We start from the raw sequence: 25,597 nt of genomic DNA on the forward strand, positions 1-25,597 counted from the left end.
GTTGTGAGCGCTGGTAATTGCGTGAAAGTCGCCGGTGAAGTGCAGGTTGATGTCCTCCATCGGGACGACCTGCGCGTAGCCGCCGCCCGCCGCGCCGCCTTTCATCCCGAAGCACGGACCGAGCGACGGTTCGCGGAGTGCCATCATGGCTTTCTTGCCGATGCGATTGAGACCGTCGCCGAGGCCGACAGTCGTGGTCGTCTTGCCTTCGCCTGCAGGGGTCGGACTGATCGCCGTCACCAGGATCAGCTTGCCGTCTTTGTTGCCTTGAATCTTGTTGATGTAGTCGAAGGAGACTTTGGCCTTCGTCCAACCGAAGGGAATGAGAGCTTCGGCAGGTACGCCGATCTTGGCCGCCACATCTGCAATCGGCTTTGTTTTTGCTTCGCGCGCAATTTCAATGTCGGTCTTGACAGACACTGGCACTTCCTCCGAAGAAATATTGTTTCTCGCGACTGATGTTCACAGTCGCGGCGTTTGGGTTGGCGGGGGATATTGGACTTTCGCAAGCCGGACGCCAAGCGCCTGCGTCCAAAAATCCAGCTCTGAGCGCCCCATAAATCCCGCCGTTACGCGTCGTGCGACAGCGAATCCCCATTTGCAAACGTTCGCGAAGAGAGCGTCGACATACGCAAGCCGTTATCATGCGATGGGGTGCCAGCATGGGCTGACGAATACGGGGACCGCCTTGCAATACAAAGCCGCGCGATTGTCAACACGTCACCGCGCAAAAACGCGACGGCGACGCATCTATGAAATCATCGAGATGGGGCACGGCGAAGACCGGGCAAGCCGTTATTTCGATGCTTTCATCGTCACACTGATCTTATTGAACGTCGCGGCGTTCGTTGCCGAGACCGTTCCATCGATCCGAGCACAATGGAAACCTTGGCTTTACGACTTCGAAGTTTTTTCGGTTGCGATCTTCACCGTCGAGTATGCGTTAAGGCTTTGGACGGCGGTCGAGGTTCCCTATCTTTCAAAAATGCCTACGGCAAAAGCGAGACTGATATTTGCAGGACGGCCTTCGCTTCTGATCGACCTCTTCGCGATTCTACCCTTCTATCTCAGCTCGTTCTTCGCCGTCGACCTCAGAGTGCTGCGGACGCTGCGGTTGCTGCGTTTTCTCAAGCTGTCGCGCTATTCGCCCGCGATGTACACATTGATCCGTGTGCTGTCCAACGAGCGGCGGGCACTGCTCGGCGCCACGTTGTTGCTCGCCACCGCGCTGCTCTTCTCATCGACGCTGATGTATTATATCGAGGGGCAAGCTCAGCCTGACAAGTTCGGGAGCGTTCCCGCCGCCGCCTGGTGGTCTGTCGCAACACTGACGACGGTCGGTTACGGAGACACGATCCCCGTGACTGCGCTCGGCAAGTTTGTTGGTGGACTGACGATGATCGTTGGGCTTTGCATTCTCGCATTGCCGGTCGCCATCATATCCACGGGGTTCGCTCAAGAACTCCATCGTCGGGATTTCGTCGTGACGTGGTCGCTAATGTCGCGCGTGCCGCTTTTAGCCGGACTCGACGCAAAGGAAGCGGCCGAGATCATGCCGCTTCTGCAGGCGCATAATTTCCCGCCGAATGTCGAAGTGATCCGCAAGGGTGCACCTGGCGATGCAATGTATTTCATCGCATCCGGCAAGGTTTTCGAAAACGGTGATGGTGGACCGCAAACCTACAGTGCTGGCGACGTTTTCGGGATCGCCGCGATGCTCGGTAATGATCTCAATCGCAGCGATATCGTCACCTCTTCGAAATGCCGTCTACTGAAGCTGCAGCGTGAAGACTTTCACAGGCTCGCGGCGGCGAAGCCGCGTATTGCCTCGCACCTTCGCGATCTCGCAGAGCGGCTGCAGTCCGATACTGCAGATCTGGCACGAGTCGCGGCAATGGCCAGCGGCTGATTTAGCATTGGAGCCCGCTGCGGAGAGCAATCCTGTCTCGAACGCTCTCCTATTCAGCGCGATAGCGATGTTGATTATGTAGAGCCGCATTCCATGTCGGTCGGAACGGCTTTCTTTATCTCCTCGGGAGTCATATCGCGAACGTGCGTCGCGATTGACCAGCGATGGCCAAACGGATCTTCGACCTGGCCATAACGGTCACCCCAAAACGCATCCGAGACGGGCATCACCAGTTTCGCTCCCGCGTCGACGGCGCGCTGCGCGAAACTATCGGCATCTTCGACGTACAAATGAAGCGTGACCGGCGTCCCATTTAGTGATTTTGGGCCGTATGCATGCCATTTCGGCGATTCTTCCGCGAGCATGACGCGGGAGTTTCCGATTTGAATAGCGGCGTGCATGATTTTCCCATCGGGGCCATCAAGTCGAAACATCTCTTGGGCGCCAAAGGCTCTTTTGTAAAAATCGATCGCGCTTGCTGCCTCCGCGCAAATCAAGTGAGGCGTTACGGTACTTAGTCCTTCCGGAACTGGTTTGACGGCCATGGCTCCTTTACCTCCTTTATGCACGTCGCGATGCGACAAGCGGGATTCCTCCCTGTCTTAGATAAAGACGAACAACGGTTCGGATTTCCGACTTCCGGCGAAAATATTTATGACGGCGCGCAATTCGGGGCAGACATCGCTTCGTCATTTCGGCGTCTCTTGACGGCGGGCGTTCGGGCTGGTTGCTTTCGGCGCGGGTGGGATACTTCGCGATACCGTTTCTGGGGGATTTCGATCATGGCGCAGCTTAACTTACGGCGCAGACGCGAGGATGATCCTGCGGCGCTTGCTATCGAGGCAAGCGGGCACGCCACCAGCGGTGGCAGCGGTCAGTTCACGGCAGCGATTTCCGCACTCGCTCTCGTTTTTTCCGGTTACAGCCTTTGGGATAGCTCGCTAAAGGGGCCTGAGGTCAAAATCTTCGTGCCGCCCGTGACGCAATACAGCTCACCCTACCAGAATAGCAATTTCGAGGTCATCGAAGTGCCGATGACGATCCTGAACGACGGCGGCCGCACGGGCACGATCTTATCGATGGAGTTGCAGGCTACAAATCCAAAGACGAAGGAAACAAAACATTTCTATGCCGCAGACTTCGGGCGGTGGACGATGGATAAAGCTCGCGCCGGGTTCGAGCATTTCGCGCCCATTCCGATTGCTGGAAAAGCGAGCCGTACACAAACGGTGCTCTTCTATCCCAAATCGCCAGCGGAAAAACCAGATCAGCTCATTCATGAACCAGGCGTCTATCAATTCAAGCTGATCGCCGATGAAGCTCGGCCTAATGAATTCGGATTTTTGGATCGGATATGGCCGTCGAAGCCCGCCCAGGTGAACTTTTCTTCCGAACTCCGGTTTTACGACGCGCGCTCATTCCAGAACGGCACGATCGCGATGTATTCGACGACTGGGCAATCCGCGAAGAGCGATGACGAAAATGCGCGATAACGATTGCCACGGAATCATAATGTCGGCGCTCGAACCGAGAAAATCGAATGCCGTTCATCTACTTTACGGAAGGGTAAGTACCCTCACGGATGCGAAACTGCTTAGGTTCGCTACCGTCGATAAAACGCATGGCACTGGCACGGGTGGGACTTAAAGAAAGTGTGCCGCCGTTGCGTCCGACGCGATGCAACAGAGTTTGCAAGTTGCACCAGCTTGCTGCTCGCTCGAGGAGAACAACACATGAAGACGATCTTGGCCGCAGCGGCTTTCGCGGCGCTTGCTCTTGGTTCGACGGGTGCGGCGAATGCCGTCACGCTTGCTGGCGTTCATGCGGGCGACACCGCGACACTCGTGCAGCAAACGACGTTCCATCATCATCGTCACAAGCATTGCGTTATTCGTCACGGCCATCGCCATTGCTGGTGGAAGTAATTTCGTCTGAAGCGGACGAATTCGGGGACAGTGCTTCGGCGCTGCCCCCTTTTTTATGGAGCGATTGGGCGATTAGCCGACGGCCCGCACGACGAGCACAGTCGCATTGTCCTGGTAGGGCTCTCGCACGGCCTCGATCGCGCGGATAAGCGCCTTCGCAACCGCGGCGGCACCGTCGCTGGCGTAGCCTTGGATGACCCGGGCGACTTCGTTTTGATCGAGCGTCGCGATGCCGTCGCTTGCAAGCACGACGTAATCGTCGGCTTCGAGCGTGAGCGGGCGCTGTGACACGTCGAGCAGATCGATATCTTCGCCAGTCACGGCAGAGCGCAGCATATGGCGGCGCGGATCGCGGCGTGCTTCAATTTCCGTCAGCTTGCCTTCGGCCACCATGCGATCGAGTTCGGGCGCCAGGGAATGGTCTTCGTTCAACAGCGCGACCTCGCCGCGCCGGAAGAGAAACAGGGGGCTATCGCCAACGCTTACCCATTCGATCCCGTGCGAACCGAACGCGGCACCGATTAGCGTCGAGCCCATGCCGGCGAGTAACGGGTTTTCCGAGATCTTTGCCGCGACTGCGTTGTTGGCAGCCTTGAGCGCCGCGATCAGGCGATCAACCGAGGTGCCGGGGTGGTCAGCAACGGCCGCGAGAAATTCCTCGCAGACTGTACGGCTCGCAAGCGCGCCGCCAGCATGACCGCCCATGCCATCGGCGAGAACGGCGAATCCGCTCAGATCAAAGCCCGGACCTTCACTCGACAGCCGGACAGGTTCGCCGCCGTCCGGACGGAACGCGGCAGCGTCTTCCTGGTAGTCTCGGGCTCCGCGCGTCGCGGCGACTGCATGCTCGAACGGCGGCATTCGATCCTTAGGCTTCGGAAATCTCGGACCAGTCGAACTCGCTTCCGCAGAACGGCAGGAATGCGACTTGCGTGCGCCCGAGCGTGATGACGTCCATCGGCTGTAACGGCACAGGACCCGCCGGTCGCTTGTCGTTCACGGACACGACGTTGGTCTTAGCAAGATTTGGCACAAAGAGGAAAGACCGATCGCTCGAATCGTAGCGCAAATAGGCCTGTGCCTCGTTGGAGATCGCGTCGTCGCCGAAATCCAGGGGGATGCGGTTATCGGCTGAGCGGCCCACAGTGTTATTGCCCTCGAAAATGGGCCTGTAAGACCCGAGGCCAGGGCCTCCGACGACGACCAGAAATCCGACGACGGGGTCGCGTTCGAAAACGCCGCGTTCGATCTGCTGGCGTCCCCTGACAAGGACGGTGCGTGCAGGTGCTTCGATCGGGGGTTCGGGCTTCTTAGCCCGGTTTTCGGGCCTGACGACCCGCGTCGTCGGGGGGATATCTGCGTCCTTCTCGACGAGAACCGGCTCCGGCGCTTTCGGCTCGGGAGCGGTGCGGGCGAGTTTTGCCGCTTCCTCGGCGCTGAGGCTCTGCGGCTTGGGAGGTAAAGGCGGGGGAGATTGTTCATCCGCAGACATCTTTGCAGGCTGGACAGGCTTTGCCGGCATTGCAGTCTCCATCGGGGTGTCGTCGCGACCGGCAGCCATCAGCGCGTCGCGTAGCGAGCCAAGGAACTTATGCGGCTTCATGGCTTTCGCCTCGTTGCCAACGGTCGTCTCGCCATGCTCGATGGCCATTCTGAAGTCTCCTCATGGTTTGGCGTGCACGGAGTTTGCCGTGCCGGCGGATTCGCTATGAAACGCATGAACTGAAACTCGTGCGGACGACTATTTACGGAACTCAGGCATTCCCGAGGTGAAACCGGAGTTTGCCAGGACCCAGCTGAATAAGATCGCCGTCGTTGAGGCGAGCCTCGCAGCAGCGGCGCCCGTTGACGATCAAACCGTTGCCCTCGACTCCAGACAAATCGGCGATATGCCAGTCGTTATAGTCTTCGCGATAAATTGCGGCGTGATAACGATGGACAGCGCTACTTGCGATGCGAATGTCGTTGTCGTCCTCACGGCCGATCCGGAGCATGTCGTGCGGAATTGGACAACGCATTACTCCTTTTTCCGCCGGGATCTCGACAAAGGGATGTCCGCTGCGGACAGCCTCCTGATCGCCATCCACTTCGGCCTGGAAATCTTCACTTTTTCCCGGTCTGTAGCGCCGCGTTGCATCGGCTGACAGGCTGACGGTGCGAATGATTGGCGAGGCGAGCGCAATCAGCGGAAAGCCGATTGCAAATGCCAATCCCAGCATCAGTGCCGGAGCCACCTTGTATCCCTGCAGAATCGCGAATTTTATTCCGCGCACGAGTTGCGCACCGGCTTCCATCGCATCGCCGCCGAGATGATGAGCCGGATGCATAGACAGAAAGAAGAGGATGAGAGCCGAGAATGCTCCAATCGCCCATATGCCTGTTCGCAAGTGCCCGGCGATCATGATTTGTGCCCAAATCGCGCTGGCAGAATCAGACGTCAAGATGTCGGCGGCAACATGGCTGGAAAGCGACACCGCCAGGATTTATTCATCCAACGTTCATTGCCCGTCGAGAAGCCATATTCTTGCGTCATGCGAGCGAAGCATAGACAAGGGTGGTCGGGCTGGTTTCTCTCACGCCAGCGTAAGGATTGAACAACCGCAAGCGCGAACACGCGCATGGGGATCATGACGCAACTTGTCGCTTTACCGGATGGCACGGAACTCGCGGGCGATTACAAAATCGTGCGCGTTCTCGGGGCGGGCGGATTTGGCGTCACCTATCTTGCGGAAGAGCCGGAGCTCTCGCGTCTCGTCAGCATCAAGGAATACTTTCCAAGCGATTTCGCGTCACGGTTGCAGAACCTCGAAGCGACGCCTCGCTCGGAGGGCTGTCGAAGCGACTACGATTGGGGCCTCGATCGTTTCGTCGACGAGGCGCAGACGCTCGCCAAGTTCAACCACAGCAATATCGTCAAGGTCCATCGCGTTTTCCGTGCGAACAACACCGCTTACATGGTGCTGCATTTCGAGGAAGGTCAAAGCCTCAAGTCATGGCTGAAGAACCTTGGCCGCGCCCCGCGCCAAAAGGAACTGGACGCGATCGTCGGTCCGCTGCTCGATGCGCTGGAAGTTATCCACAACGCTGACTTCCTGCATCGGGACATTGCACCTGACAACATCATCATCCGGAATTCAGGCGACCCGGTGCTGATCGATTTCGGAGCGGCGCGCAGCGATATCGCCGCGCACTCGAAAACCAAGACAGTCTCGGCGCTCGTTAAACCCGGCTACAGCCCGTACGAGCAATATGCCGAGACGAGCCGGCAGCAGGGGCCGTGGACAGACATCTATGCCTTCGCGGCGACGCTCTATCACGCAGTAACAGGCAAGCGGCCGCCCGATTCGCCTTCGCGCATGTTGAAGGATGAGATGGTGCCAGTGCGCGAAGCGGCACTTGGGGGTTATCGCAGCACGTTTCTCGACGCCGTTCAGCAGGCGCTCGCATTAGCGGTGGATAGCCGTCCGAAGTCGGTGGCCGTCTGGCGCAGTGCGCTTCTCGCACCGGAGCCCGAGAGACCGGGCATTTTTCAACGCTTCAAGGACAAGACCGAGGTTCGCCGACGGAAAGAGGAAGAACAGCGGGCCGCAGAGGCGATCATCAATACTGCCGTTCCACCGCCGCCCGACGCTCCGGGTCCGAAAGGCGGTCTTCTCGATTTTGTCGAGTCCCTGAAGCCGCCGGTCGGAGCTGAGGTACCGCCGCCACCCGCTGCCGCGAAGCTTCCCGCGTCGAAAAAGCAGCCCGTTGCGGAAAAGCGCAAACCGGAAAAAGCAAAGGCCGAAAGGAAGAAGGCGCAGGACAAGCTTCCCGCTCCGCTTCCGGCACGCCGGCCCGCCGCAGAAAAACTACGCTCGAAGCCGAAAGTTCGGCCGCAGCCGGACGTCGGGCGCAAGCCGCTGACGCGCGGTCTCAAATCACGCGTGATCGTCGCCCTGGCGCTGGCAGGACTCGGCTTTGCCTTCCACGACCGGCTGCCGCAGCTCCTAAAAGTGCACGAGTCTAACATCACTACGGGTGCTATTGGGCCAACGGCTTCCTCCGCTGAACCTGCACTCAAGCAGACCGCAGAGATAAAGGCCTATGACGGAGCGATCGAACAGCTAGCGCTGAACGGCGACGGGCGTTTGATTGTGACAGCCTCGCGGACGCCGGAACTCAGGATCTGGTCTTTCGATTCGCATCAGGCCAGCGGTATCATCACCCTCGAAGATGGACCTGCGACGTCGCTAGCGGTGCGCAACAATCGCGTCGCGACGGGACACGCGAATGGCGCCGTCGCAATCTACGATCTCGATACGAAACGACGGCTCTATCGCTTCAAGCGCAACGATGCGCGAATTTGGTCTGTCGCGTTCGTCGGTTCGGAGGACCGGGTCGCGGCGGCGAGCCATGATTGGACGGTGGCGCTTTGGGAAACGTCCTCCGAGACCACGCCGGAAGCGGTTCTCGAAGGGCACGAGAACGCGGTGCAGGCGGTGGCGGTCTCTCCATCAGGCGATTGGCTGGCCTCCGGAGGCGCGGATCGGACTATCCGGATTTGGAATACCGCCGCGCACGACGTTCGGCGTATCTACCGCAACAATAGCGATTTCGTCTCGGCGCTCTCGTTTTCGCCGAACGGCTCTTTGCTTGCGACTGGCACGCTCGATGGCACAGTCAAAATCCTGTCGCTCAATTCTTATCGGCTGCAACGCACTTTCCTCGGTCAAAAGTCCCGGATCACGTCGCTCGCATTGTCGAGCTTCGATGAACTTCTCGCTTCGGCTTCGGAAGATGGTGTCGTGCGCGTGCGAAGCCTGAAGCGATCGCGCCAACTTCGCACGCTGCCGGGCATCGGCACAGGCGCTATGACTGTTGCCTTCACGAACGACGGACGCACGCTGCTTACCGGCGGAAAGGACGGCGTTGTTCGATTCTGGCAGCCTTCCGATTCCCAGGTTGCACAGAAAAATTGATTCCATTCGAAGTGCGCCGCGCACCGTTGGCGACTTTTGGGCAGAACGGCATTATGCTCTCGCCGACCGAATCGATGGAGGTGCTTCGTAATGGACATGGACGCCATCTTGCTGGCGCGTATCCAATTCGCCTTTACCGTAACTTTTCACATTATTTTCCCAAGTTTCTCGATTGGGCTCGCGGCTTTCATCGCGACGCTTCTCGTTCGCTGGCGAATGACGGGGGAGGAGCGCTTCCGCAGACTCGCACGATTCTGGACGAAGATTTTTGCGGTGTCATTCGCGATGGGCGTCGTGTCCGGCATCGTTCTTTCCTATCAGTTCGGCACCAACTGGGCGCGCTTTTCGGTCGTCGCCGGAAATATCATTGGCCCGCTGATGGGCTACGAAGTGCTGATGGCGTTCTTCCTCGAAGCGACCTTTCTCGGGATTATGTTGTTCGGATGGGAACGTGTTTCACCTAATCTGCACGTCCTGGCGGCCATTCTGGTCGCGGCCGGAACGTCGCTCTCGGCATTTTGGATTCTCGCCGCTAACAGCTGGATGCAAACGCCGGCTGGATACGAGATGAAGGACGGCATCGCCTATCCGGTGAGTTGGCTCCATATCATTTTCAATCCAAGCTTTCCGTACCGCTTCGCGCATATGTTCACGGCTGCATACCTGACCACATCGCTGGTCGTCGCAGCTGTCGGTGCGCGCTATCTCGTTGCCAATCGCTTTGTCGAAGAATCGAAGACGATGCTCCGCATGGGGCTAGGAATGGTCGCTGTTCTCGCGCCGTTGCAGCTTTTGATCGGCGACGCGCACGGGCTGAATACCGCTGAGCATCAACCCGCTAAGCTTGCTGCGATGGAGGCGCATTGGGACGGCAGCAAACCGGCGGAGCTGGTATTGTTCGCGTGGCCCGACGCAAAAAAAGAAGCCAACGACTATGAGGTCGGTATTCCGCACCTCGGTAGTCTCATCATCAAGCACGATGCTGATGGGCTTTTCAAAGGCCTAAAGGATTTCAAGCCCGATGAGCGACCACCGCTACTGCCGATCTTCTTCGCGTTTCGCGTGATGGTCGGCATCGGTCTTCTGCTGATCGCCATTGGATTGACCGGCGCGTATCTTTGGTGGCGCCGTAAGCTGTTCGAAGCGACATGGTACCTGGCCCCGCTCACCTATGCTTGGCCGCTCGGGTTTATCGCGATCATTTCCGGATGGTGGGTCACCGAAACGGGACGACAGCCCTATCTGGTCTACGGCATCCTCAAGACGGTTGACGCGGCGTCGCCCGTATCGTTTGGCGCTGTTCTGACGACGCTCATCCTTTTCGTACTCATCTATACGAGCGTGTTCTCGATGGGCATTCTCTACATCAACAGATTGATAGAGAAAGGTCCGCAAGGAAAAGCTATCTCGCCCGAGGGTGATCCTTCCGTCGGCGCCCATCCGCTCGCTGCCGCGCAAGGTGCGACCCGAAGCGCGCTTGGATCGGAGGAATAGCATCGATGGATACGCTCGCTTATGCGTTGCCGCTCGTCTGGGCCGCGATCCTTGCCGTTGCCGTTACGCTCTATGTCATCCTCGACGGCTTCGGACTCGGACTTGGCATCCTGTTTCATCTCGAACGGCGGGAAGAGCAGCGCGATGTGATCATGAACACGATCGCGCCGTTCTGGGACGGGAACCAGACGTGGCTTGTCCTCGGTGGCGGCGGGCTTCTGGCGGCCTTTCCTAAAGCCTACAGCGTGGTTATGTCGGGCCTCTATATTCCGATCATCGTGATGCTTCTGGCCCTTGTCTTTCGTGGCGTCGCCTTCGAATTTCGCTGGGTCGCCAAGCCAAAGCAGGAATTTTGGGATCTTGCCTTTTCATGGGGGGCGCTCGTCGCGACATTCGCGCAGGGTGTGGTGCTCGGAGGACTTTTGCAGGGGCTTTCGGTCGACGGGGACCGCTACAGTGGCGGGACATTCGACTGGCTCACGCCGTTTGCGCTTTTTTGCGGCGTCAGCCTTGTCGCGGGTTACGCGCTGCTCGGCACAACATGGCTCATCTACAAAACAGACGGCGACTTGCAGGACTGGGCTCGCAACACCGCAAAGATCGTTCTACCGCTCATGCTTCTTGCAACGGCTATCATCAGCATTTGGACGCCCTATTCCGTTCCGCGCATTGCGGACCGCTGGTTCTCGTGGCCAAACATTATATTACTCGCGCCGGTGCCTCTGCTGACACTCTATGCTGCGTACCGTTGCTGGCACGGAATCGAAAATATTGGCCGTGATGCGGAGCCGTTCGTCGCGGCCGTTGCCCTGTTCCTGTTGGGATTTGTCGGGCTGTTGATTTCCAACGTGCCATATCTCGTTCCGGGTGCAATGACCGTCTGGGAAGCTGCCGCGGCTCCAAGTTCGCAACTGTTCATGTTGATCGGGACGCTTTTGCTTCTGCCTATCATCCTCGGGTATACGATTTTCGTGTATTGGACGTTCCGGGGTAAAGTCCGCGCCGGCGAAGGCTATCACTGACAGCCGTCGCAACCTTCGTCGCCGCTTCACAATGTGCGATGACGCGCCTGCGAGACAAAGGGCTGCCATACTTCGTACGAAATATTTGCGCGCGAGTCGTGTGGGAGGTTGCGGGAAATGTTCGGCTGGCGGAGGCGTAGCGAAGGCTTCGAATGGAAAGAATACGTGCGGACCACGGTGCTCGTGCGACGCGCAGACCGGCAACGCCGGGTTGAAGATGCGCGCGCTGCAGCCATCGAAAAGGTGAAGCACGTTGCCGATGCGGGCGCTGAAGCCGGGCGGGCCAGCGCGTCGTATGTCGGATCGCAATTTTCCAAGGTCCTCTCATTTATTGTCGAAGCCTTGCTCGATCTCGCTGCCGCGACGTTTCTCGTCGCGGTGCGTTGGGCGAAATTTTTGGGTGCCGTATTTTCGGATGCGTTCGCCACGCTGTTGGCGCCACTCGCAAAAGCTTTCCGCGTGCCTATCGGTGCAGCGCGAGACAAGATGCAGCGGTGGCCGGACTTCGTTGAAAAATTTCCGATCAAATCGCATCACGTGATAGTGGCGCTCGTTGCATTGGGTTTGATTTACATCGGCGGGCCCATGCTTCGGAGCGCTGATGGCGTCGCCGTTGCGGACATTCCCTCCGAGGCTGCCAAGCCCGTGACGGTCAGCACCGACATTTCCGGGAGAGCGCTCGCAATTGCGGGCGACCTGATGAAGGTCGACGGTACGCTTGTCCGCATCAACGGCATTGAGGCGCCCTCCACCGGGCAGCCCTGCTATCGTGCTAACGGCCGGCGCTGGAACTGCGCATCCGTCGCACGATCAGGCTTGGCCCGCATTGTCCGTGGTCGCAACTTGACCTGCACGCCATCCGGCCAGGACAACAGAGGCTATGTGCTCGCCGATTGCCGCATCGGGCAGACCGATGTGGCAAAGGCGTTGGTTCAACACGGCTATGTCTTTGCCGTGCGGTCTTTCTTCGGCCAACTGAATGAAACGGAGGACGCGGCGCGGGCCGCCAAGAAAGGTATCTGGCAGGGCAAGGTGCAGCGTCCACAGGAATGGCGCGATCAGCAATGGCAGGATGCGGCCCGGACAGCTCCAGACGGTTGTCCGATCAAAGGTGTCGTGCGCGCTTCATCAAAATACTACGCGTTGCCATGGTCGGCGGGCTACAGCCGGACCAAAGTTCGTACCGACCGCGGGGGACGCTGGTTCTGCAGCGAGGATGAGGCGAGAGCTGCGGGCTTTACGCTTTCGAGCCGATCGTAATGGGCAGCAGACACAAAGAACCCGCGGCCGGGGGAGACCGCGGGCGAAAATAGAACCAGCGCGCTATGGGGGTATGTGGAACGGCGCCAAAGCTCTACTTGCCCCAATACACTTCAGCATCCGTTCTGTTTCAAGTTCGCGCGCGGTCTGATTCGTATTTTGTTGTCAAGATGTGCCTCTTTCGCCGGAGCGACTGGCGGAATTGCAACTGACATTTTCGCTTTTCCCCGTTCTTCACAGCGCCCGCACGCCAAGAATGCCGCTTTTGGCGGTTTACTAAACATCGGAGCTATAGACACAAAGTCTGTGTTGCAGATTCACATCAGGCTTTCATCGGAACGCGTTCCAAGCCCTGTGAAAACCCCTCCGCCCGCTGCCTTTTCAGTTCTGCGCCGTTAGAGTGCGCCTTCGTCGGGGCAAGGGCGCGTCAGTAACCAGAGGGGTTTTGTTATGTTTCGAAGACTGGTTCTAGGGCTGTGCGCGGTCCTGGCAATGAGCTTGTTGTCGAACGCCGAGGCACGCCGCCGGCACCATCATTGGCAGCACCGGAATCAGCTCATTCTCATCGCCGAAACCGACGTCGATCTTTCGCTTGATCACTACACGATCGACGTCAGCCAAGCTAAGGGCGCCTACAAGGGCATTCGCATCAAGAATGCGATGGGCAAGCTCTTCGACGTCCGGCGCGTGCAGATCGTCTATAGCGACGGTTCGGTCTGGAACGAGGATCGCCAGATCGACATGTATTGGGGCGAGCGGAGCCGGCCGATCAATCCGACGTACGAAAGCAAATTTATCGATAAGATAAAGATCACTCAGGAACCGGGCTACGGCCGCGGCCGACTGCAGATCATCGGCATTCAAAGCCCCCACGGACGCCGTATGGATCGCAATGGCTATGAGGGCGAAGGACGATATTCGGGCAGGCCGGACCGCTCTGAACATCTGGTGTCGGATGACCGCTCCGACCTTCCCGTCAAACCGACGGTGCCGATCGCGACTCCAACGGCACCCGGCCAGGCGACACCCGGCGGCGATGTGCTCTTTGGTGCCCAATACGTCGGATTTCTGACGGACCGCGACGTCATTCGCGTCGGAAACGAAGTTGGCAAGTTCGCTAAGATTCGTCTGCGCGTGCTCGACAACGATATTCACATCAAAGAGATGAAGGTCGTCTACAACAACGGCGAAAGCGATACGCTGGCTGTCAACGCCGACATTCCTAAGAATTCGCGAACGAGCTGGATCGACCTTCGGGGTGATCGCTTCATCAAGGAAATTCAGCTCGTCTATCGCTCGCGACCGAATTTCAACGGTCAGGCGCGCATTGAAGTTTTCGGGCGATATGCGCCCGGATGGCTCGGGCCGAACGGCGAAGGCCGCAAGTATAATCAAGGTTGGTTGCTGCTTGGGGCCCAGACCGCCGGTTTCGTCGGTTTCGATAAGGACATCATCCCGGTTGCGAGCAACGTCGGCGGCTTCCGGCGCCTTAGGGTCACCGTGAGAGACCGAGCAATCACTCTGAACGAAATCAAGGTCATCTATGCCGATGGCTCCGATGAGACGATCCCGATCCGCACGCGCGTCGATGCCGGCGGCACATACGGGCCGATCGATCTCCAGGGCAAGCGTCGCCAGCCGATCGACCATATCGAAGCGCGATACCGGTCACGGTTCTTCGATTCCTCGGCCAAAGGGAAAGGCGCCGCAATCGTCGAGATTTGGGGCAAGCACTAGGCCATCCATACAAATGACACAAAAACAACGACTGAGAGGAGCCGGCGGAAAACCGGCTCCTTTTTTAATAATCCCGGCCAGCGGCTGCCTGAGCCTGGTCCGCTTTTTCCGAACACGACGCGTAACACACGAGTTTCTACCGATCACACCGTCAACGCCGTTTCGCGAGCCAGAATGAATATGCTAACCGACGTTGGCCGGTGGACCATATTCGACGCCACTCACGGGGGACCCACATCTTGAACCTCAGTCTCAAGCCGCCGCTTCGTGCGGAGAGCCGTGCCGACCTTCGGAGCGATAAGCGACTGGGAACGGTTATCGAGCCGGAGTCTATGCCCGAAACGCAGAAGCAGCGTGTGCGTCGCCTGGCAGCACATTGTCAGCGTTATCGCGGCTCAGTGCACCGCCTAGCCGTACAACAGCTTGTTACGACCTTGGTCCCCCTCGTGCTCGTTGTCGCGGCGATGTTCGCGACGGTGGAACATGCCTACTGGGCGACGCTTCTCCTCGCCGTTCCCGCGGCGGGTCTTCTCGTTCGCGCATTCATCATCCAACATGATTGCGGGCACGGCTCCTTCTTTGGTTCTCGGGCTCTCAACGATCTCGTCGGGCGATGCATGAGCGTGTTGACAATGGTGCCCTATGGCGTGTGGCGACGGGAACATGCGCAACATCATGCGACGTCGGGCAATCTGGACCGGCGCGGGGCCGGCGATATCGACACATTCACGGTCAAAGAATATCTGCAGCTTTCGTCGCTGCAAAAGGTCCGCTACCGGCTTTATCGGCATCCCTTGTTTCTGTTCGGCATCGGTGTCCCTGCGTATTTCGTTCTGTTGCAGCGCCTGCCGTGGCTACACGCGCTACCGCCGCGCGAGACTTGGCGCAGCGTCGCCGGGCTCAACGTCGCGCTCGTCGCGTTCTACCTACCGCTCGTTTATTGGTTTGGTCTTGCTAACGTTCTCTGGGTAGGGCTGCCGGTTCTACATATCGCGGCGGCGGCTGGCGGATGGCTGTTCTTCATCCAACATCAGTTCGAGGAAACGACGTGGGACAAGGCAGAAGGCTGGGATTTCCAAGTGGCTGCGCTGTTGGGCTCTTCCTACTATAAGCTGCCGCCGCTGTTGAACTGGTTCACAGGCAATATCGGACTGCATCACATTCATCATCTGAACAGCATGATCCCCAACTACCGGCTCATGGCGTGTCTCAATGCGAGTCCGGAACTGAAGGCGATCAACAAGCTGACGCTGCGCGACAGTTTGAAGTGCGCACGGCTGAAACTCTGGGACGAAAATGAGCGTCGCCTGATCCGCTTCGATGAGTTACCTCGGGCCACATGACTGTGGATTCTGCGCAATGGCGGAGAACGATCGGCAGGACGTGGAGCATGAGCTTGTTACCGTTCGCGACTGGTTGCGATATGCTGTGACGGCAATGACGCGGGCCGGTCTCGTTTTTGGGCACGGGACCGACAATGCCGTTGACGAGGCCGCGTTTCTCATTCTTTCGACGCTCGACCTGCCGATCGATGACATCAACGCGTGGCTGGACTGCCGATTGCTCTTAGACGAGCGCAAGGCGATCAACGCCATTCTATCGCGACGTATCAAAACGCGGAAACCTGCGGCCTACCTGACGAACCGCGCCTATATTCAAGGCTATAAATTTTACGTCGACGAGCGCGTGATCGTACCGCGATCATTCATCGGCGAGCTGCTGGCTCGGGATGCTCTTGCTTCTGTCATAGACGATGCCACGGCGATCCGGCGCGTGCTCGATTTATGTACGGGCTCGGGCTGCCTTGCGATCCTAGCGGCGGACGCTTTTCCCAAGGCGGAAATCCATGCGAGCGATCTTTCGGCGGATGCGCTTGCCGTCGCCGAGCATAACATCAAGGATTACGGATTGCAGGACAGGATACGTCTGTTTACCGCCGATCTATTCGACGGGCTTCGTCCCGTCACGTACGACCTCATCATCTCAAATCCGCCTTACGTCGCGGCCGAAGAAGTCGCGGCGTTTTCGCCTGAGTATCGCGCGGAGCCGCAGCTCGCACACCTCGGCGGTGTGGACGGTCTTGATCTCGTGCGACGCATCCTTGCCGATGCGCCGGAGCGATTATCGGCCAACGGGAGCCTGGTCGTCGAGATCGGTACAGGGCAGGAGCGGCTTGAAGCAACGCGGCCCGATCTGCCGTTTTTCTGGCTCGATACCGAATCGAGCTGCAACGAGGTCTTTTCGCTTACCGCATCCGATTTCAAACCGGCGCGGACAAGACGAAAATCCTGAAACAAGACGCGCCGGACAACTCCGCTGCGTCAGGTCTGTCGTGCTTCCACCGGCTCCTTATCCGAAGGCGCCAAAATGGTGCGAAATGCCGGTGCCAATTTCCCGAATGAACTCGTAGGACGATTCCATCGGGGTCAAGATTTCCGTTTCGAGACGCGCGTAATCATCGATACCGCGCGGCCGATAGGTCGCCTGCTCGTCGAACGCAGCGTTCCCCTCCTCAGCGAAATTCTTGGCGCCATGCGGAAAGGCTTTACGAAGAATATTCAAAACTTCCGGAATTTCGAGGCTCAGCGCCATTTCGAGAACCTGAGCGTGCGAGAGTCCGTCTTGCGGCGTGAACCGCGGCAATTGCGCCGCGAGGATGAAAATCCGCATGATCAAAGCGAGCCTGATAGCTTGCAGCAGATCAAGTTCCAACCGGTTCTCATCCGGATCCGTCCCGTCCTCGATTTGCTGATCTTCGAGGATTGCATGCAGATCGATCGCATCAAGGCGCAACAGGTGAACCAGCTCGTTTATCGCCCCCTGGCGTTCATCGGGCAGCAAATGCGTAGCGAGTGTCCGGAATGCGGTGCTCAATACCTGCTCTCGCCCCCACGACGCGCGAGAAGCCCATAGTCCCGCGTTGAAGATCTGGGCATTCGCGCCCATGGCGTTCAGACTCGATATCTGCTTTGCATAGGCGATCATTTCGAGCAGCGAGCGGAGGCGCTTGGACGACTTCGCGAGTTTATTGAATCTGTCGCGGTCCGCACCTACGGCCGTGCCGAGGCCGGCAACGACGTTGGCGATGTAGCCGAACTGCTGCAGAATTGCGTTATTAGGAATAGCGCGCATGCGTGCGGGATTGCCGCGATCAGACGTGTGCTCGCCTTGGCGCTTCACCGGACGAGAGCCCGTCTTGAAAAGCAAGTTTGGACCAAACGCACCAAGTACAGCGCGATAACCATCGTGCGCGAACAAGTGCTGCTGGAATGCGCGCAGCCTCAAGAAGAAATCGAGGCTGAAGTTGTGCTCCGAATAGAACGGATCGTGCTCGCGTTCAGGGATCTCGCCGTCCATCACGATGGTCGCAAGAGCTCGCGTGGTGAGGGCACGGTTGCCGAAGTACATGTAGCCGTCGCCGCCCTGGAAGCTCGTCTCGTGCTTCACTGGGATATTTGCATCCGCGAAGCGGAAGCGCGCTTCATCCGTCATCAAATAATGCAAGCGCGTATGAAGCGTGCCCGGGTGGGCGCCACGCCCCATGGACTCGCCATGGGTGGAGAAGATGAGGATTTCGACGTCGTCGAGCTTGGCGCGATCCAGCAGTGCGGCGAGCCCGTGATAGTAGCGCTCGATCGCAAGCGTCGCGGATATCTGGCCGATGAAGCGACCGGCGTCGGAAAATCCCGTTTGGATGCTCAGCCGCTTACGGCCCTTCACATAATCGCGATACGTTTCCTCTTCGACCAACCGCTCCATGATGCGCGATCCGTTTTCGAGACCCGACGGAGTTTCGAAGAGCGGCGAGATATCGGTGATTCCATCGACACCGAAGAGTTTGGCAAAGAATACCGCAATCAGAACCGTCGCCGGCGATTCGCATTCGGCGATCAGGAAGCGGATCGGCGTTTCCTTGTCCACGTGCTTGTGGATCTGAGCCGTCAGCGCAAACTGACGAATGGCGGTCGCGGTCTCAAGATCGAGCGTCGCGAAGTTCACGGCCTCGCGCGGACAGTTCTTGATCATCTCCACGATACGAGCGAGCGACTGGCTTTCCGTCAGGTCGCGCGTCCAGGGCTCGTGGACGTAAGCGCGGAAAGCGTTGTTGAGCTGAAGTGCGTTGATGCGCAAATGAATGTGCGACGTTCCGAGGCCGGTCGCATCCACCAATCCGGAAAGCGCGGCCACCGCACGCTTCATTTGGGGAGCCTGAACGGTATCGATCAGCGAAGCAAATAGCGTCTGAAGCGGTTCGACCGTCAGCAAATTATAGCCATCGGTCTTCGTGATGACGTTTGCCGCCGTCGCAAGTGCAGATGAATCGTTTTTGAAAGCTTCGAGCGCCTTCAGCTGCTCGTCGACGGATGCGATTGCAAGATCGAGCTTGCCGACGATCTGGCGTGCCAGCCGCTGCGCCTCATCCGTTTCTTCAAGCTTATGCTTCAAGACGACGAAGCGCTCGCGTATGTCGGCAAGAGCGCCTCGCTTTTCGAGCAGGCGGACTTCGAAAGAAAACGTCCAAGCAATGTCGGTGCGGCCGTCGAGGTCGTAACCGATCCACGATGCCAACGTCGTCAATCTCGGACGGAGCTTGAATGCTGCGTCGCCGAACTTCTGGGAGGCAACGCTGTAGAACCCGTGTAAAAGCTCTTCATAGGCATTGCGGAGATTACGTATCGCGTCCTGCGCGCACTTGTGCTCGTGCTGGAGCGTCAGTTCGCGTTCAGGCGCGTGCGGCAGGCCGATGGTGACATCTCCGGCCGGATCGGCGACGGCAATTTCGACCATCCGACGATAAAGCGCGTCCGATAATCCAAATGTCGGATGAGCAGTCAACACGATGCCTGTGCGTGCGCGCTCCCAGCGCTCGGCAAAGGCTTTAATTGAACCAGCTTCCTTCGCCGTTTTCTCGACGTAAGAGGTGAAATCCTTGAGCGTCGCCGCCTGATCGACGTAGCCAACCTTCTCGCGTAACCGGCGTGCGCGACGCACACAGGCGCGGTCCATCAGCCGGCCTGCGAGCGATCTGACCTCTTCAGACGAGACATCCCCGGACTCGAGCCGGCGGGATAAGTCGAACGCGACGTTCAGAATTGGATTGAGCGACGGATTATCGGGAATTTGCGTGCGGAGACGCTTCAATTCCTCAATAAGCTGAACTTCGCTAAGGTTTTTCGCGTTTTTCGCTCGCGTCTTTTCTTGCATCCACCAAGCCTCCGCGTCCCTTAAGGGACCGCGATCGAGCGTAAATTTGTTAGCTCAGCGTGCAAAGACCGGAGCACGCCAAACCGCTGCTCCGGTCCGCACCAATGTGTCAGGCGACTTTCTTAAGGCTACCAAGTACCTTCGCCACAGTCGAACCCATTTCCGACGGCGTCGGCGCAATGGTCACGCCACAACCCTGGAGGATTTCGACCTTTTCGGCAGCCGACTCGCCGAACGCGGAGACGATGGCGCCCGCGTGGCCCATGCGGCGGCCCTTTGGTGCCGAAAGACCCGCGATGTAGGCAATGACCGGCTTCTTCATATGCTCTTTAGCGAAGACGCCCGCTTCCGCTTCCTGCGGACCACCGATCTCGCCGATCATCAACACAGCGTCCGTCTCGGGATCGTTCTCGAAGTGCTCGAGCACGTCGCGGTGCGACGAGCCGTTGATCGGGTCGCCGCCGATTCCGACAGATGTCGAAACGCCGATGCCCAGCGCTTTGAGCTGCGAGGCTGCTTCATAGCCGAGCGTTCCCGAACGGCCGACAATGCCGACACGGCCGGGGATATAGATGTGGCCGGGCATGATGCCGAGCATGGCCTTACCTGGCGAAATCGTTCCGGCGCAGTTCGGGCCAGTCAGGATCATGCGCGCTTCTTTCTTGTAGCGGCGCATGTAGCGTTTCACGCGGATCATATCCTGGGCCGGAATGCCGTCCGTAATGCAGACGCAATATTTGATGCCGGCGTCGGCGGCTTCCATGATCGCGTCGGCGGCGAAGGGCGGCGGCACGAAAACGATCGAGGCTTCCGCACGCGTCTCATCGACGGCGCCTTTCACCGTGTTGAATACGGGACGGCCCAAGTGAGAGGTGCCACCCTTACCGGGCGTCACACCGCCTACGACATTGGAGCCGTAGTCGATCATTTCCTGGGCATGGAAGGTGCCGATACGTCCGGTAAAGCCCTGGATCAGAATCGGCGTCTTTTCATTGATGAAGATTGCCATTGGTGCGTCTCTCCGGGCTTACGCTTTTTTTGCCGCTTCGACTGCTTGTTTTGCAGCGTCGGCGAGCGTTTCGGCGCTGATGACGGTCAGACCGCTGTTATCGATGATCTTGCGGCCTTCCTCAACATTCGTCCCTGCGAGACGAACGACGATCGGCATTTTGATATCGAGTTCTTTGACGGCATCGACGACGCCCTTGGCAACCCAGTCGCAACGGTTGATGCCCGCGAAGACGTTCACGAGGATCGCCTTGACGTTTTTGTCGCGAAGAACCGCCTTGAACGATTTCGTGACGCGCTCGGGCGAGGCGCCGCCGCCGATGTCGAGGAAGTTCGCCGGTTCGCCACCTGCGAGCTTGATCATGTCGAGGGTTGCCATCGCGAGGCCCGCGCCGTTGACGATGCAGCCAATGTCTCCGTCTAGGCCGACGTAGGCAAGACCGCGATCCGATGCGTAAGTTTCGCGCGGGTCTTCCTGGCTCTTGTCGCGCAGCTCGGCGATATGCGGGCGACGGAAAAGAGCGTTGTCGTCGAACGACATCTTAGCATCGAGCGCGAGGACCTGCTTTTCCTTCGTGATGACGAGAGGATTGACCTCCACCATCATCGCGTCGAGATCGCGGAACGCGCGATAGCATCCCATGATCGCCGGGACGAGCTTATTGACGATGTCTGGGTCGACGCCCAGACCGAAAGCCAGCTCGCGCGCCTGGAACTGCTGCATGCCGACGGCCGGATCGACACTCACGCGAATGATCGTGTCGGGCTGGGTCGCCGAGATTTCCTCGATGTCCATGCCGCCCGCCGCTGACGCAACGACAACGATGCGCTCGGATGCGCGATCCATAACGAAGCCAAGATAGATCTCGCGATCGATGTTCGTCGCTTCCTCGATGTAGAGGCGCGAGACCAGCTTGCCGGATGGACCCGTCTGATGCGTGACGAGTTTGCGGCCAAGCATGAACTCGGCCGCCTCTTCGATTTCCTTCTCCGTCTTACAGACCTTGACGCCGCCGGCCTTGCCGCGGGCGCCGGAATGGATTTGCGCCTTGACGACGACGGTGCCGCCCAGTTCGCTGGCGCGATACGTCGCCTGCTCGGGGCTATAGGCTAGGCCTCCGCGCGCGATCGGCACGCCGAACTTCGCGAGAAGCTCCTTAGCCTGGTACTCATGAATGTCCATGTCGTTGGACTCCTTGGGATAGCGTTTCCGAGGCTTCTTTTATTTTGCGCTGGCGCGTGCAGCTTCAGCTGCCTTGATCGCCGCTGCGGTCGCAAGCATGTTCTTTGCCATCTTCTCAGAAGCGGCGTCGATCATCTTGCCGTCGAGAGAAGCGGCGCCTTTGCCCTGAGCTTCGGCTTCCTTCAAAGCGACGAGAATTCGCTCGGCGCGCTCGACCTCTTTGGGCGTCGGCGAATAGATTTCGTTGGCGAGTTCGATCTGCGAGGGATGGATGGCCCACTTGCCTTCCATGCCGAGGGCAGCGCCACGACGTGCGGCGGCCTTATAGCCTTCCGGATCATCGATGCCGCCGAACGGTCCATCGATCGGGCGCAGACCGTAAGCTCGGCATGCGACGGTCATGCGCGAAAGCGGGAAGTGCCACTGGTCACCGGGATAATCTGGATTCAAGCCCCCGATGACGACAGTGCGCGCCTTATTGAAGGCCGAGTAGTCTGCGACGCCGAAGTGCATCGCTTCAAGGCGGCTGTTCGCTGACGCGATGGCTTCGACATTGGCCATGCCGAGCGGCGTTTCGATCAGTGCTTCCGTGCCGATCTTGTTTTTCAGGCCCTTTGCGACTTCGATCTGACTGACGATGCATTCGACCGTGTAAACATCGGCCGGGACGCCGACCTTCGGAATGAGGATCGTGTCGAGCTTCGCGCCAGCCTGCTCGACGATGTCGACGACGTCGCGGTACATGTAATGCGTATCCAGGCCGTTGATGCGGACCGCGACGCTCTTGCCCGCGCCTTTCCAATCGAGATCGTTCAAAGCCTGGATGATGTTCTTACGAGCCTGCTCCTTCTCGGGCGGCGCGACGGCGTCTTCGCAGTCAAGAAATACGAAATCGGCCGCGCTTTTGATGGCGCGATCGATCATGCTGGGGTTTGAGCCCGGCACGGCAAGATAAGAGCGTTGCAGACGCTGCGTGCGGGACGGGGTCGGGGTATAGCTCATGTGGTCGTCGCCTTCCTGGACTAGAGTTCGATCGTTTGTTGTTCGGCGCGATGCAATTCGTGGAAATGCTCGTGCATGACCAGCATTTCCCCGGCTCTCGCGCACGTCGAAAGACGCGCCCGGCCTTGCAGCCGGGCGCTAATTCTCGCTTAGGCGGCCTTTGCCTGCGTTGGGCCGGTCGCGGATTTGGTGGCAGTCTTGCTGAAGTACTCCGCAGCAGCTCCCGTTCCCGAACCGAGCTTGATGTTGACGCCGTTGTCCTTGAGCGCCATTTCGACCGCGAAGAGAACGCCGCCGACCATGAATTCGTCGAGCGCGCCAAGGTGGCCGATGCGGAACACCTTGCCCGCGACCTTGTTCAGGCCGAGGCCGAGAGATGTGTTGTAGCGATAATAAGCCGTCTTGGTGATGGCGTTGCTGTCAACGCCTTCCGGCACGAGGACCGCCGAAACCGTATCGGAATACCACTTCGGCTCTTTCGCGCAGAGCTTCAGACCCCACGCTTCGACACCCTTGCGTACGCCGGTCGCGAGACGGTTATGACGGGCGAAAACATTGTCGAGCCCCTCGGCGAACAGCAGATCTAGGGAGGTCCGCAGACCGCGAAGCAGCTGCGTCGCCGGCGTGTACGGGAAATATCCGAGATCGTTCGTCTTGATCATGTCTTCGAACGAGAAGAAGCAGCGGTTCATGCGGCCGTTCTTCGACTTGTTGACATCAAGCGCCTTCTGGCTGACGGCGAGAATGCCGAGGCCCGTCGGGAGCATGAAGCCCTTCTGCGAACCCGAGACGCAGCAATCCACGCCCCATTCGCCCATACGCATGTCGAGTGAACCGACCGAGGACACGCCGTCTACCATCAGCAGTGCGGGGTGCTTCGCAGCATCGAGAGCTTTGCGGATCGCGCCGATATCGCTCGCAACGCCCGTTGCCGTTTCGTTATGGGTTGCGAAGACGGCCTTGATCTCGTGATTCTTATCCTTGGCGAGAATGTCAGCGTACTTCTCGACCGGAACGCCAGTACCCCACTCTTCGTCACACAGCTCGACCTTGAGCCCAAGACGCTCGGCCATATCAACCCAAAGTAGCGAGAACTGCCCGAAGCGGCTCATCAGAACCTTATCGCCGGTTGCCAGCGTGTTCTCGATTGCCGATTCCCAGGCGCCTGTGCCCGACGATGGGAAGATGAAGACCCGGCCGTCCTTCATCTTGAAAGCTTTCTTCAGGTCTTCGAACAACGGAAGGGTGAACTTCGGAAATTCGGGTGACCGCATATCCTCCATGGGGAGATTCATCGCCATGCGCACAGCGTCAGGAATGTTGGTCGGGCCGGGGATAAAAAGGTGAGGCGTGACGGTCGTCGTCATGGGCGTTTCTCCGCACTGCGTTGAGCCAAACCGGACGTCCCCCGAAAGGAATGCAGGGATGCGTGATCCGGCGTGCTTTTGCTGATCCTTCCGCCCGATCGCAGATGCGGGCGTTAGTCCTAACTAGCAGGCGGACAGTGAGGGTGTGAACGAAAAACTAACAACACCCCGTTGGGCAGCCAGAGCTACCCACCTCTGCGGCTTTATGTGCGTGACAAGTTGTACCGATCCGTGGGATCGGGCTCCCAGCGTGTTAATCGTTTCGGTTAACCGACACGTGCAGTGCAACAGCCATCGCGCGATTCGAAACGCCGAGCTTATCGTACAAGTTTTTCAGATGGTATTTCACCGTATTGCGAGAAATGCCGGTTCGCGCAGCAATCTGCAGATTGGTCCATCCGTTCGCAAGTGCAGCAAGAAGTTCGCGTTCGCGTGCCGTCAACCCTTCGAGCGGATCATGATTGAGCAAATCGATATCGACGTAGGGCAGCGACAAGCGGCCGCGCGCAACGGAGATGACGGCTTCCAGCAGAACCTGCGGATCTTCTGTCTTCGAGACAAATCCCCACGCGCCCCCTTTGATCGCTTGTCTCAGTACGTCACCGCTGCGCTCGCCGGTATAGATGACCACACGCGTCTGCCATTTTTCCTGCTTCAGACGAGCAAGCACAGCACCGCCCGTCATGTCCGGCAATGTCCAGCCGACAATTGCGATCTCGACCGGCTTGACCTTTAGGGCGTCGATCAGCGCGGCGCCGTTTGCGTGGACACCGCAGACGCTGAACCTGCCGTCACGTTCGATGAGCGCTTCGAGACCCGATCGCACGACCGGATTTTGATCCGCTATGGTGACCTCTATTTTACCGGCCATCAACGCCACGACCCTTGAGAAGCGGCCACGTTCTGGCCTCCAGCGTACGCATTTCAAAATTCTCCGGGAACCCGCGACCCGGAAATGATACCGTCTCGTCCCCTATGTCATTGTCGCAACTATAGTTTTTTAACGCAAGCGGTGGAATGCCTCCGGCGCCGCACGATCAGTCCGTCCGCGAACATAGCAGCGCCGATAATGGCCAGCGCGTTGGAAATTGGACCAGCACTTGAATCATCCGAATGCGATCGAAGGACTGGTCAATCGGTCCGCCAAAGCGCCCGGGTCACTAGCGAACAGAAACTTTTCGAGCTTCCGTAGGACTACCGAGGGTTTCACGCACGATCATCGATAGGCGAATCCGTGCTATTGGAGTTCTCGTTTACAGACCTCAACTTGCAGACCCCGCTCTTCTTTTGAAGAACGGGGTCTTTTGTTTCGACTCTCTACTCGCGGATTGCATACTCGACCGATTACCTACGTAGTTTTACGGCCGTGTCCGTGCTGATACTTCTCGTTACACGCTTGTTAATTGCCCTTGATGACTTCCTTTCACCGGCATCGAAGCGTTGATGCACGTCAGCTGACTGCTGCCTGCTGAATTCGAGACCGGGCTGCCTTGTTTGAGTCAAGGCGGGGGGTTTTCTTTCAGGGGA

At 58.5% G+C, this 25,597-nt stretch carries 21 protein-coding genes; 10 read left to right on the forward strand and 11 right to left on the reverse strand.

From position 1 onward, the window contains the following. A partial coding sequence (locus VHB22_RS08500; RefSeq protein WP_325456537.1) for a formate--tetrahydrofolate ligase occupies positions 1-420 on the reverse strand: 420 nt, incomplete at its 3' end. Positions 421-688: 268 nt separating this feature from the next. Between VHB22_RS08500 and VHB22_RS08505 the strand changes: the two genes are divergently transcribed. Then, the gene (locus VHB22_RS08505) at positions 689-1,909 is read left to right on the forward strand and encodes a cyclic nucleotide-gated ion channel (RefSeq protein ID WP_325456538.1); all 1,221 of its coding nucleotides are present in this window, start codon (positions 689-691) and stop codon (positions 1,907-1,909) included. Between the two features lie 74 nt (positions 1,910-1,983). On the opposite strand, the gene VHB22_RS08510 is transcribed toward VHB22_RS08505, so the two are convergent. Continuing rightward, positions 1,984-2,454: a VOC family protein gene (locus VHB22_RS08510; RefSeq protein ID WP_325456539.1), complete on the reverse strand. Its 471-nt coding sequence runs from the start codon at positions 2,452-2,454 to the stop codon at positions 1,984-1,986. Positions 2,455-2,691: 237 nt separating this feature from the next. Here VHB22_RS08510 and VHB22_RS08515 point away from each other — a divergent pair, with 237 nt between their 5' ends. Both VHB22_RS08515 and VHB22_RS08520 read left to right on the forward strand, forming a co-directional pair. Beyond that, entirely contained in the window at positions 2,692-3,402 is a 711-nt protein-coding gene (locus VHB22_RS08515; RefSeq protein WP_325456540.1) for a hypothetical protein, read from the forward strand. A 240-nt stretch (positions 3,403-3,642) separates the two neighbouring features. After that, positions 3,643-3,834: a hypothetical protein gene (locus VHB22_RS08520; protein ID WP_325456541.1), complete on the forward strand. Its 192-nt coding sequence runs from the start codon at positions 3,643-3,645 to the stop codon at positions 3,832-3,834. 72 nt (positions 3,835-3,906) lie between these two features. Here the strand turns inward: VHB22_RS08520 and VHB22_RS08525 are convergent, their stop codons facing one another. From VHB22_RS08525 to VHB22_RS08535, 3 genes are all read right to left on the reverse strand, one after another. Further along, the gene (locus VHB22_RS08525; protein ID WP_325456542.1) at positions 3,907-4,695 is read right to left on the reverse strand and encodes a PP2C family serine/threonine-protein phosphatase; all 789 of its coding nucleotides are present in this window, start codon (positions 4,693-4,695) and stop codon (positions 3,907-3,909) included. 7 nt (positions 4,696-4,702) lie between these two features. Then, entirely contained in the window at positions 4,703-5,485 is a 783-nt protein-coding gene (locus VHB22_RS08530; RefSeq protein ID WP_325456543.1) for an FHA domain-containing protein, read from the reverse strand. Positions 5,486-5,588: 103 nt separating this feature from the next. Beyond that, positions 5,589-6,308, reverse strand: coding sequence for an FHA domain-containing protein (locus tag VHB22_RS08535; RefSeq protein ID WP_325456544.1), 720 nt, complete (start codon positions 6,306-6,308; stop codon positions 5,589-5,591). Between the two features lie 144 nt (positions 6,309-6,452). On the opposite strand from VHB22_RS08535, the gene VHB22_RS08540 reads away from it, so the two are divergent. From VHB22_RS08540 to prmB, 7 genes are all read left to right on the forward strand, one after another. After that, positions 6,453-8,792 carry a protein kinase domain-containing protein gene (locus tag VHB22_RS08540; protein WP_325456545.1) on the forward strand — a complete coding sequence of 780 codons (2,340 nt, stop codon included), beginning with the start codon at positions 6,453-6,455 and terminating at the stop codon, positions 8,790-8,792. 90 nt (positions 8,793-8,882) lie between these two features. Continuing rightward, a complete protein-coding gene (locus tag VHB22_RS08545; protein ID WP_325456546.1) occupies positions 8,883-10,286 on the forward strand; it encodes a cytochrome ubiquinol oxidase subunit I in 1,404 nt (467 codons plus the stop codon). Positions 10,287-10,291: 5 nt separating this feature from the next. Continuing rightward, complete coding sequence (cydB, locus tag VHB22_RS08550; protein ID WP_325456547.1) at positions 10,292-11,308, forward strand: cytochrome d ubiquinol oxidase subunit II; 1,017 nt, start codon at positions 10,292-10,294, stop codon at positions 11,306-11,308. Positions 11,309-11,425: 117 nt separating this feature from the next. Then, positions 11,426-12,568 carry a thermonuclease family protein gene (locus VHB22_RS08555; RefSeq protein ID WP_325456548.1) on the forward strand — a complete coding sequence of 381 codons (1,143 nt, stop codon included), beginning with the start codon at positions 11,426-11,428 and terminating at the stop codon, positions 12,566-12,568. 450 nt (positions 12,569-13,018) lie between these two features. After that, complete coding sequence (locus VHB22_RS08560; protein WP_325456549.1) at positions 13,019-14,305, forward strand: DUF2541 domain-containing protein; 1,287 nt, start codon at positions 13,019-13,021, stop codon at positions 14,303-14,305. 239 nt (positions 14,306-14,544) lie between these two features. Beyond that, a complete protein-coding gene (locus VHB22_RS08565; protein WP_325456550.1) occupies positions 14,545-15,648 on the forward strand; it encodes a fatty acid desaturase in 1,104 nt (367 codons plus the stop codon). Positions 15,649-15,664: 16 nt separating this feature from the next. Continuing rightward, positions 15,665-16,597 carry a 50S ribosomal protein L3 N(5)-glutamine methyltransferase gene (prmB, locus tag VHB22_RS08570; RefSeq protein ID WP_325456551.1) on the forward strand — a complete coding sequence of 311 codons (933 nt, stop codon included), beginning with the start codon at positions 15,665-15,667 and terminating at the stop codon, positions 16,595-16,597. Positions 16,598-16,654: 57 nt separating this feature from the next. On the opposite strand, the gene VHB22_RS08575 is transcribed toward prmB, so the two are convergent. The 6 genes from VHB22_RS08575 to VHB22_RS08600 all read right to left on the reverse strand — a co-directional run bounded on the left by VHB22_RS08575 (position 16,655) and on the right by VHB22_RS08600 (position 24,941). Next, positions 16,655-19,510, reverse strand: coding sequence for a phosphoenolpyruvate carboxylase (locus VHB22_RS08575; protein WP_325456552.1), 2,856 nt, complete (start codon positions 19,508-19,510; stop codon positions 16,655-16,657). Positions 19,511-19,619: 109 nt separating this feature from the next. After that, a complete protein-coding gene (gene sucD, locus VHB22_RS08580) occupies positions 19,620-20,519 on the reverse strand; it encodes a succinate--CoA ligase subunit alpha (RefSeq protein ID WP_325456553.1) in 900 nt (299 codons plus the stop codon). 18 nt (positions 20,520-20,537) lie between these two features. After that, positions 20,538-21,701, reverse strand: coding sequence for a malate--CoA ligase subunit beta (locus tag VHB22_RS08585; RefSeq protein WP_325456554.1), 1,164 nt, complete (start codon positions 21,699-21,701; stop codon positions 20,538-20,540). 39 nt (positions 21,702-21,740) lie between these two features. Continuing rightward, positions 21,741-22,703, reverse strand: coding sequence for a CoA ester lyase (locus VHB22_RS08590; RefSeq protein WP_325456555.1), 963 nt, complete (start codon positions 22,701-22,703; stop codon positions 21,741-21,743). 149 nt (positions 22,704-22,852) lie between these two features. Next, positions 22,853-24,070, reverse strand: a complete 1,218-nt coding sequence (locus tag VHB22_RS08595) for an aminotransferase class V-fold PLP-dependent enzyme (RefSeq protein WP_325456556.1) — start codon at positions 24,068-24,070, stop codon at positions 22,853-22,855. 253 nt (positions 24,071-24,323) lie between these two features. Continuing rightward, positions 24,324-24,941 carry a response regulator transcription factor gene (locus VHB22_RS08600; protein ID WP_325456557.1) on the reverse strand — a complete coding sequence of 206 codons (618 nt, stop codon included), beginning with the start codon at positions 24,939-24,941 and terminating at the stop codon, positions 24,324-24,326. Between the last annotated feature and the right edge of the window lie 656 nt (positions 24,942-25,597).

The organism is Hyphomicrobium sp. (genome assembly GCF_035548195.1).
In the GTDB taxonomy this organism is placed as follows: Bacteria; Pseudomonadota; Alphaproteobacteria; order Rhizobiales; family Hyphomicrobiaceae; genus Hyphomicrobium_B.

Bases quoted from the DNA above. Each gene is read 5' to 3' on its own strand.
- VHB22_RS08510 (WP_325456539.1), bottom strand. From the start codon at position 2,454: ATGGCCGTCAAACCAGTTCCGGAAGGACTAAGTACCGTAACGCCTCAC.
- VHB22_RS08515 (WP_325456540.1), top strand. From the start codon at position 2,692: ATGGCGCAGCTTAACTTACGGCGCAGACGCGAGGATGATCCTGCGGCG.
- VHB22_RS08520 (WP_325456541.1), top strand. From the start codon at position 3,643: ATGAAGACGATCTTGGCCGCAGCGGCTTTCGCGGCGCTTGCTCTTGGT.
- VHB22_RS08525 (WP_325456542.1), bottom strand. From the start codon at position 4,695: ATGCCGCCGTTCGAGCATGCAGTCGCCGCGACGCGCGGAGCCCGAGAC.
- VHB22_RS08530 (WP_325456543.1), bottom strand. From the start codon at position 5,485: ATGGCCATCGAGCATGGCGAGACGACCGTTGGCAACGAGGCGAAAGCC.
- VHB22_RS08540 (WP_325456545.1), top strand. From the start codon at position 6,453: ATGGGGATCATGACGCAACTTGTCGCTTTACCGGATGGCACGGAACTC.
- VHB22_RS08545 (WP_325456546.1), top strand. From the start codon at position 8,883: ATGGACATGGACGCCATCTTGCTGGCGCGTATCCAATTCGCCTTTACC.
- cydB (WP_325456547.1), top strand. From the start codon at position 10,292: ATGGATACGCTCGCTTATGCGTTGCCGCTCGTCTGGGCCGCGATCCTT.
- VHB22_RS08555 (WP_325456548.1), top strand. From the start codon at position 11,426: ATGTTCGGCTGGCGGAGGCGTAGCGAAGGCTTCGAATGGAAAGAATAC.
- VHB22_RS08560 (WP_325456549.1), top strand. From the start codon at position 13,019: ATGTTTCGAAGACTGGTTCTAGGGCTGTGCGCGGTCCTGGCAATGAGC.
- prmB (WP_325456551.1), top strand. From the start codon at position 15,665: ATGGCGGAGAACGATCGGCAGGACGTGGAGCATGAGCTTGTTACCGTT.
- VHB22_RS08575 (WP_325456552.1), bottom strand. From the start codon at position 19,510: ATGCAAGAAAAGACGCGAGCGAAAAACGCGAAAAACCTTAGCGAAGTT.
- sucD (WP_325456553.1), bottom strand. From the start codon at position 20,519: ATGGCAATCTTCATCAATGAAAAGACGCCGATTCTGATCCAGGGCTTT.
- VHB22_RS08585 (WP_325456554.1), bottom strand. From the start codon at position 21,701: ATGGACATTCATGAGTACCAGGCTAAGGAGCTTCTCGCGAAGTTCGGC.
- VHB22_RS08590 (WP_325456555.1), bottom strand. From the start codon at position 22,703: ATGAGCTATACCCCGACCCCGTCCCGCACGCAGCGTCTGCAACGCTCT.
- VHB22_RS08595 (WP_325456556.1), bottom strand. From the start codon at position 24,070: ATGACGACGACCGTCACGCCTCACCTTTTTATCCCCGGCCCGACCAAC.
- VHB22_RS08600 (WP_325456557.1), bottom strand. From the start codon at position 24,941: ATGGCCGGTAAAATAGAGGTCACCATAGCGGATCAAAATCCGGTCGTG.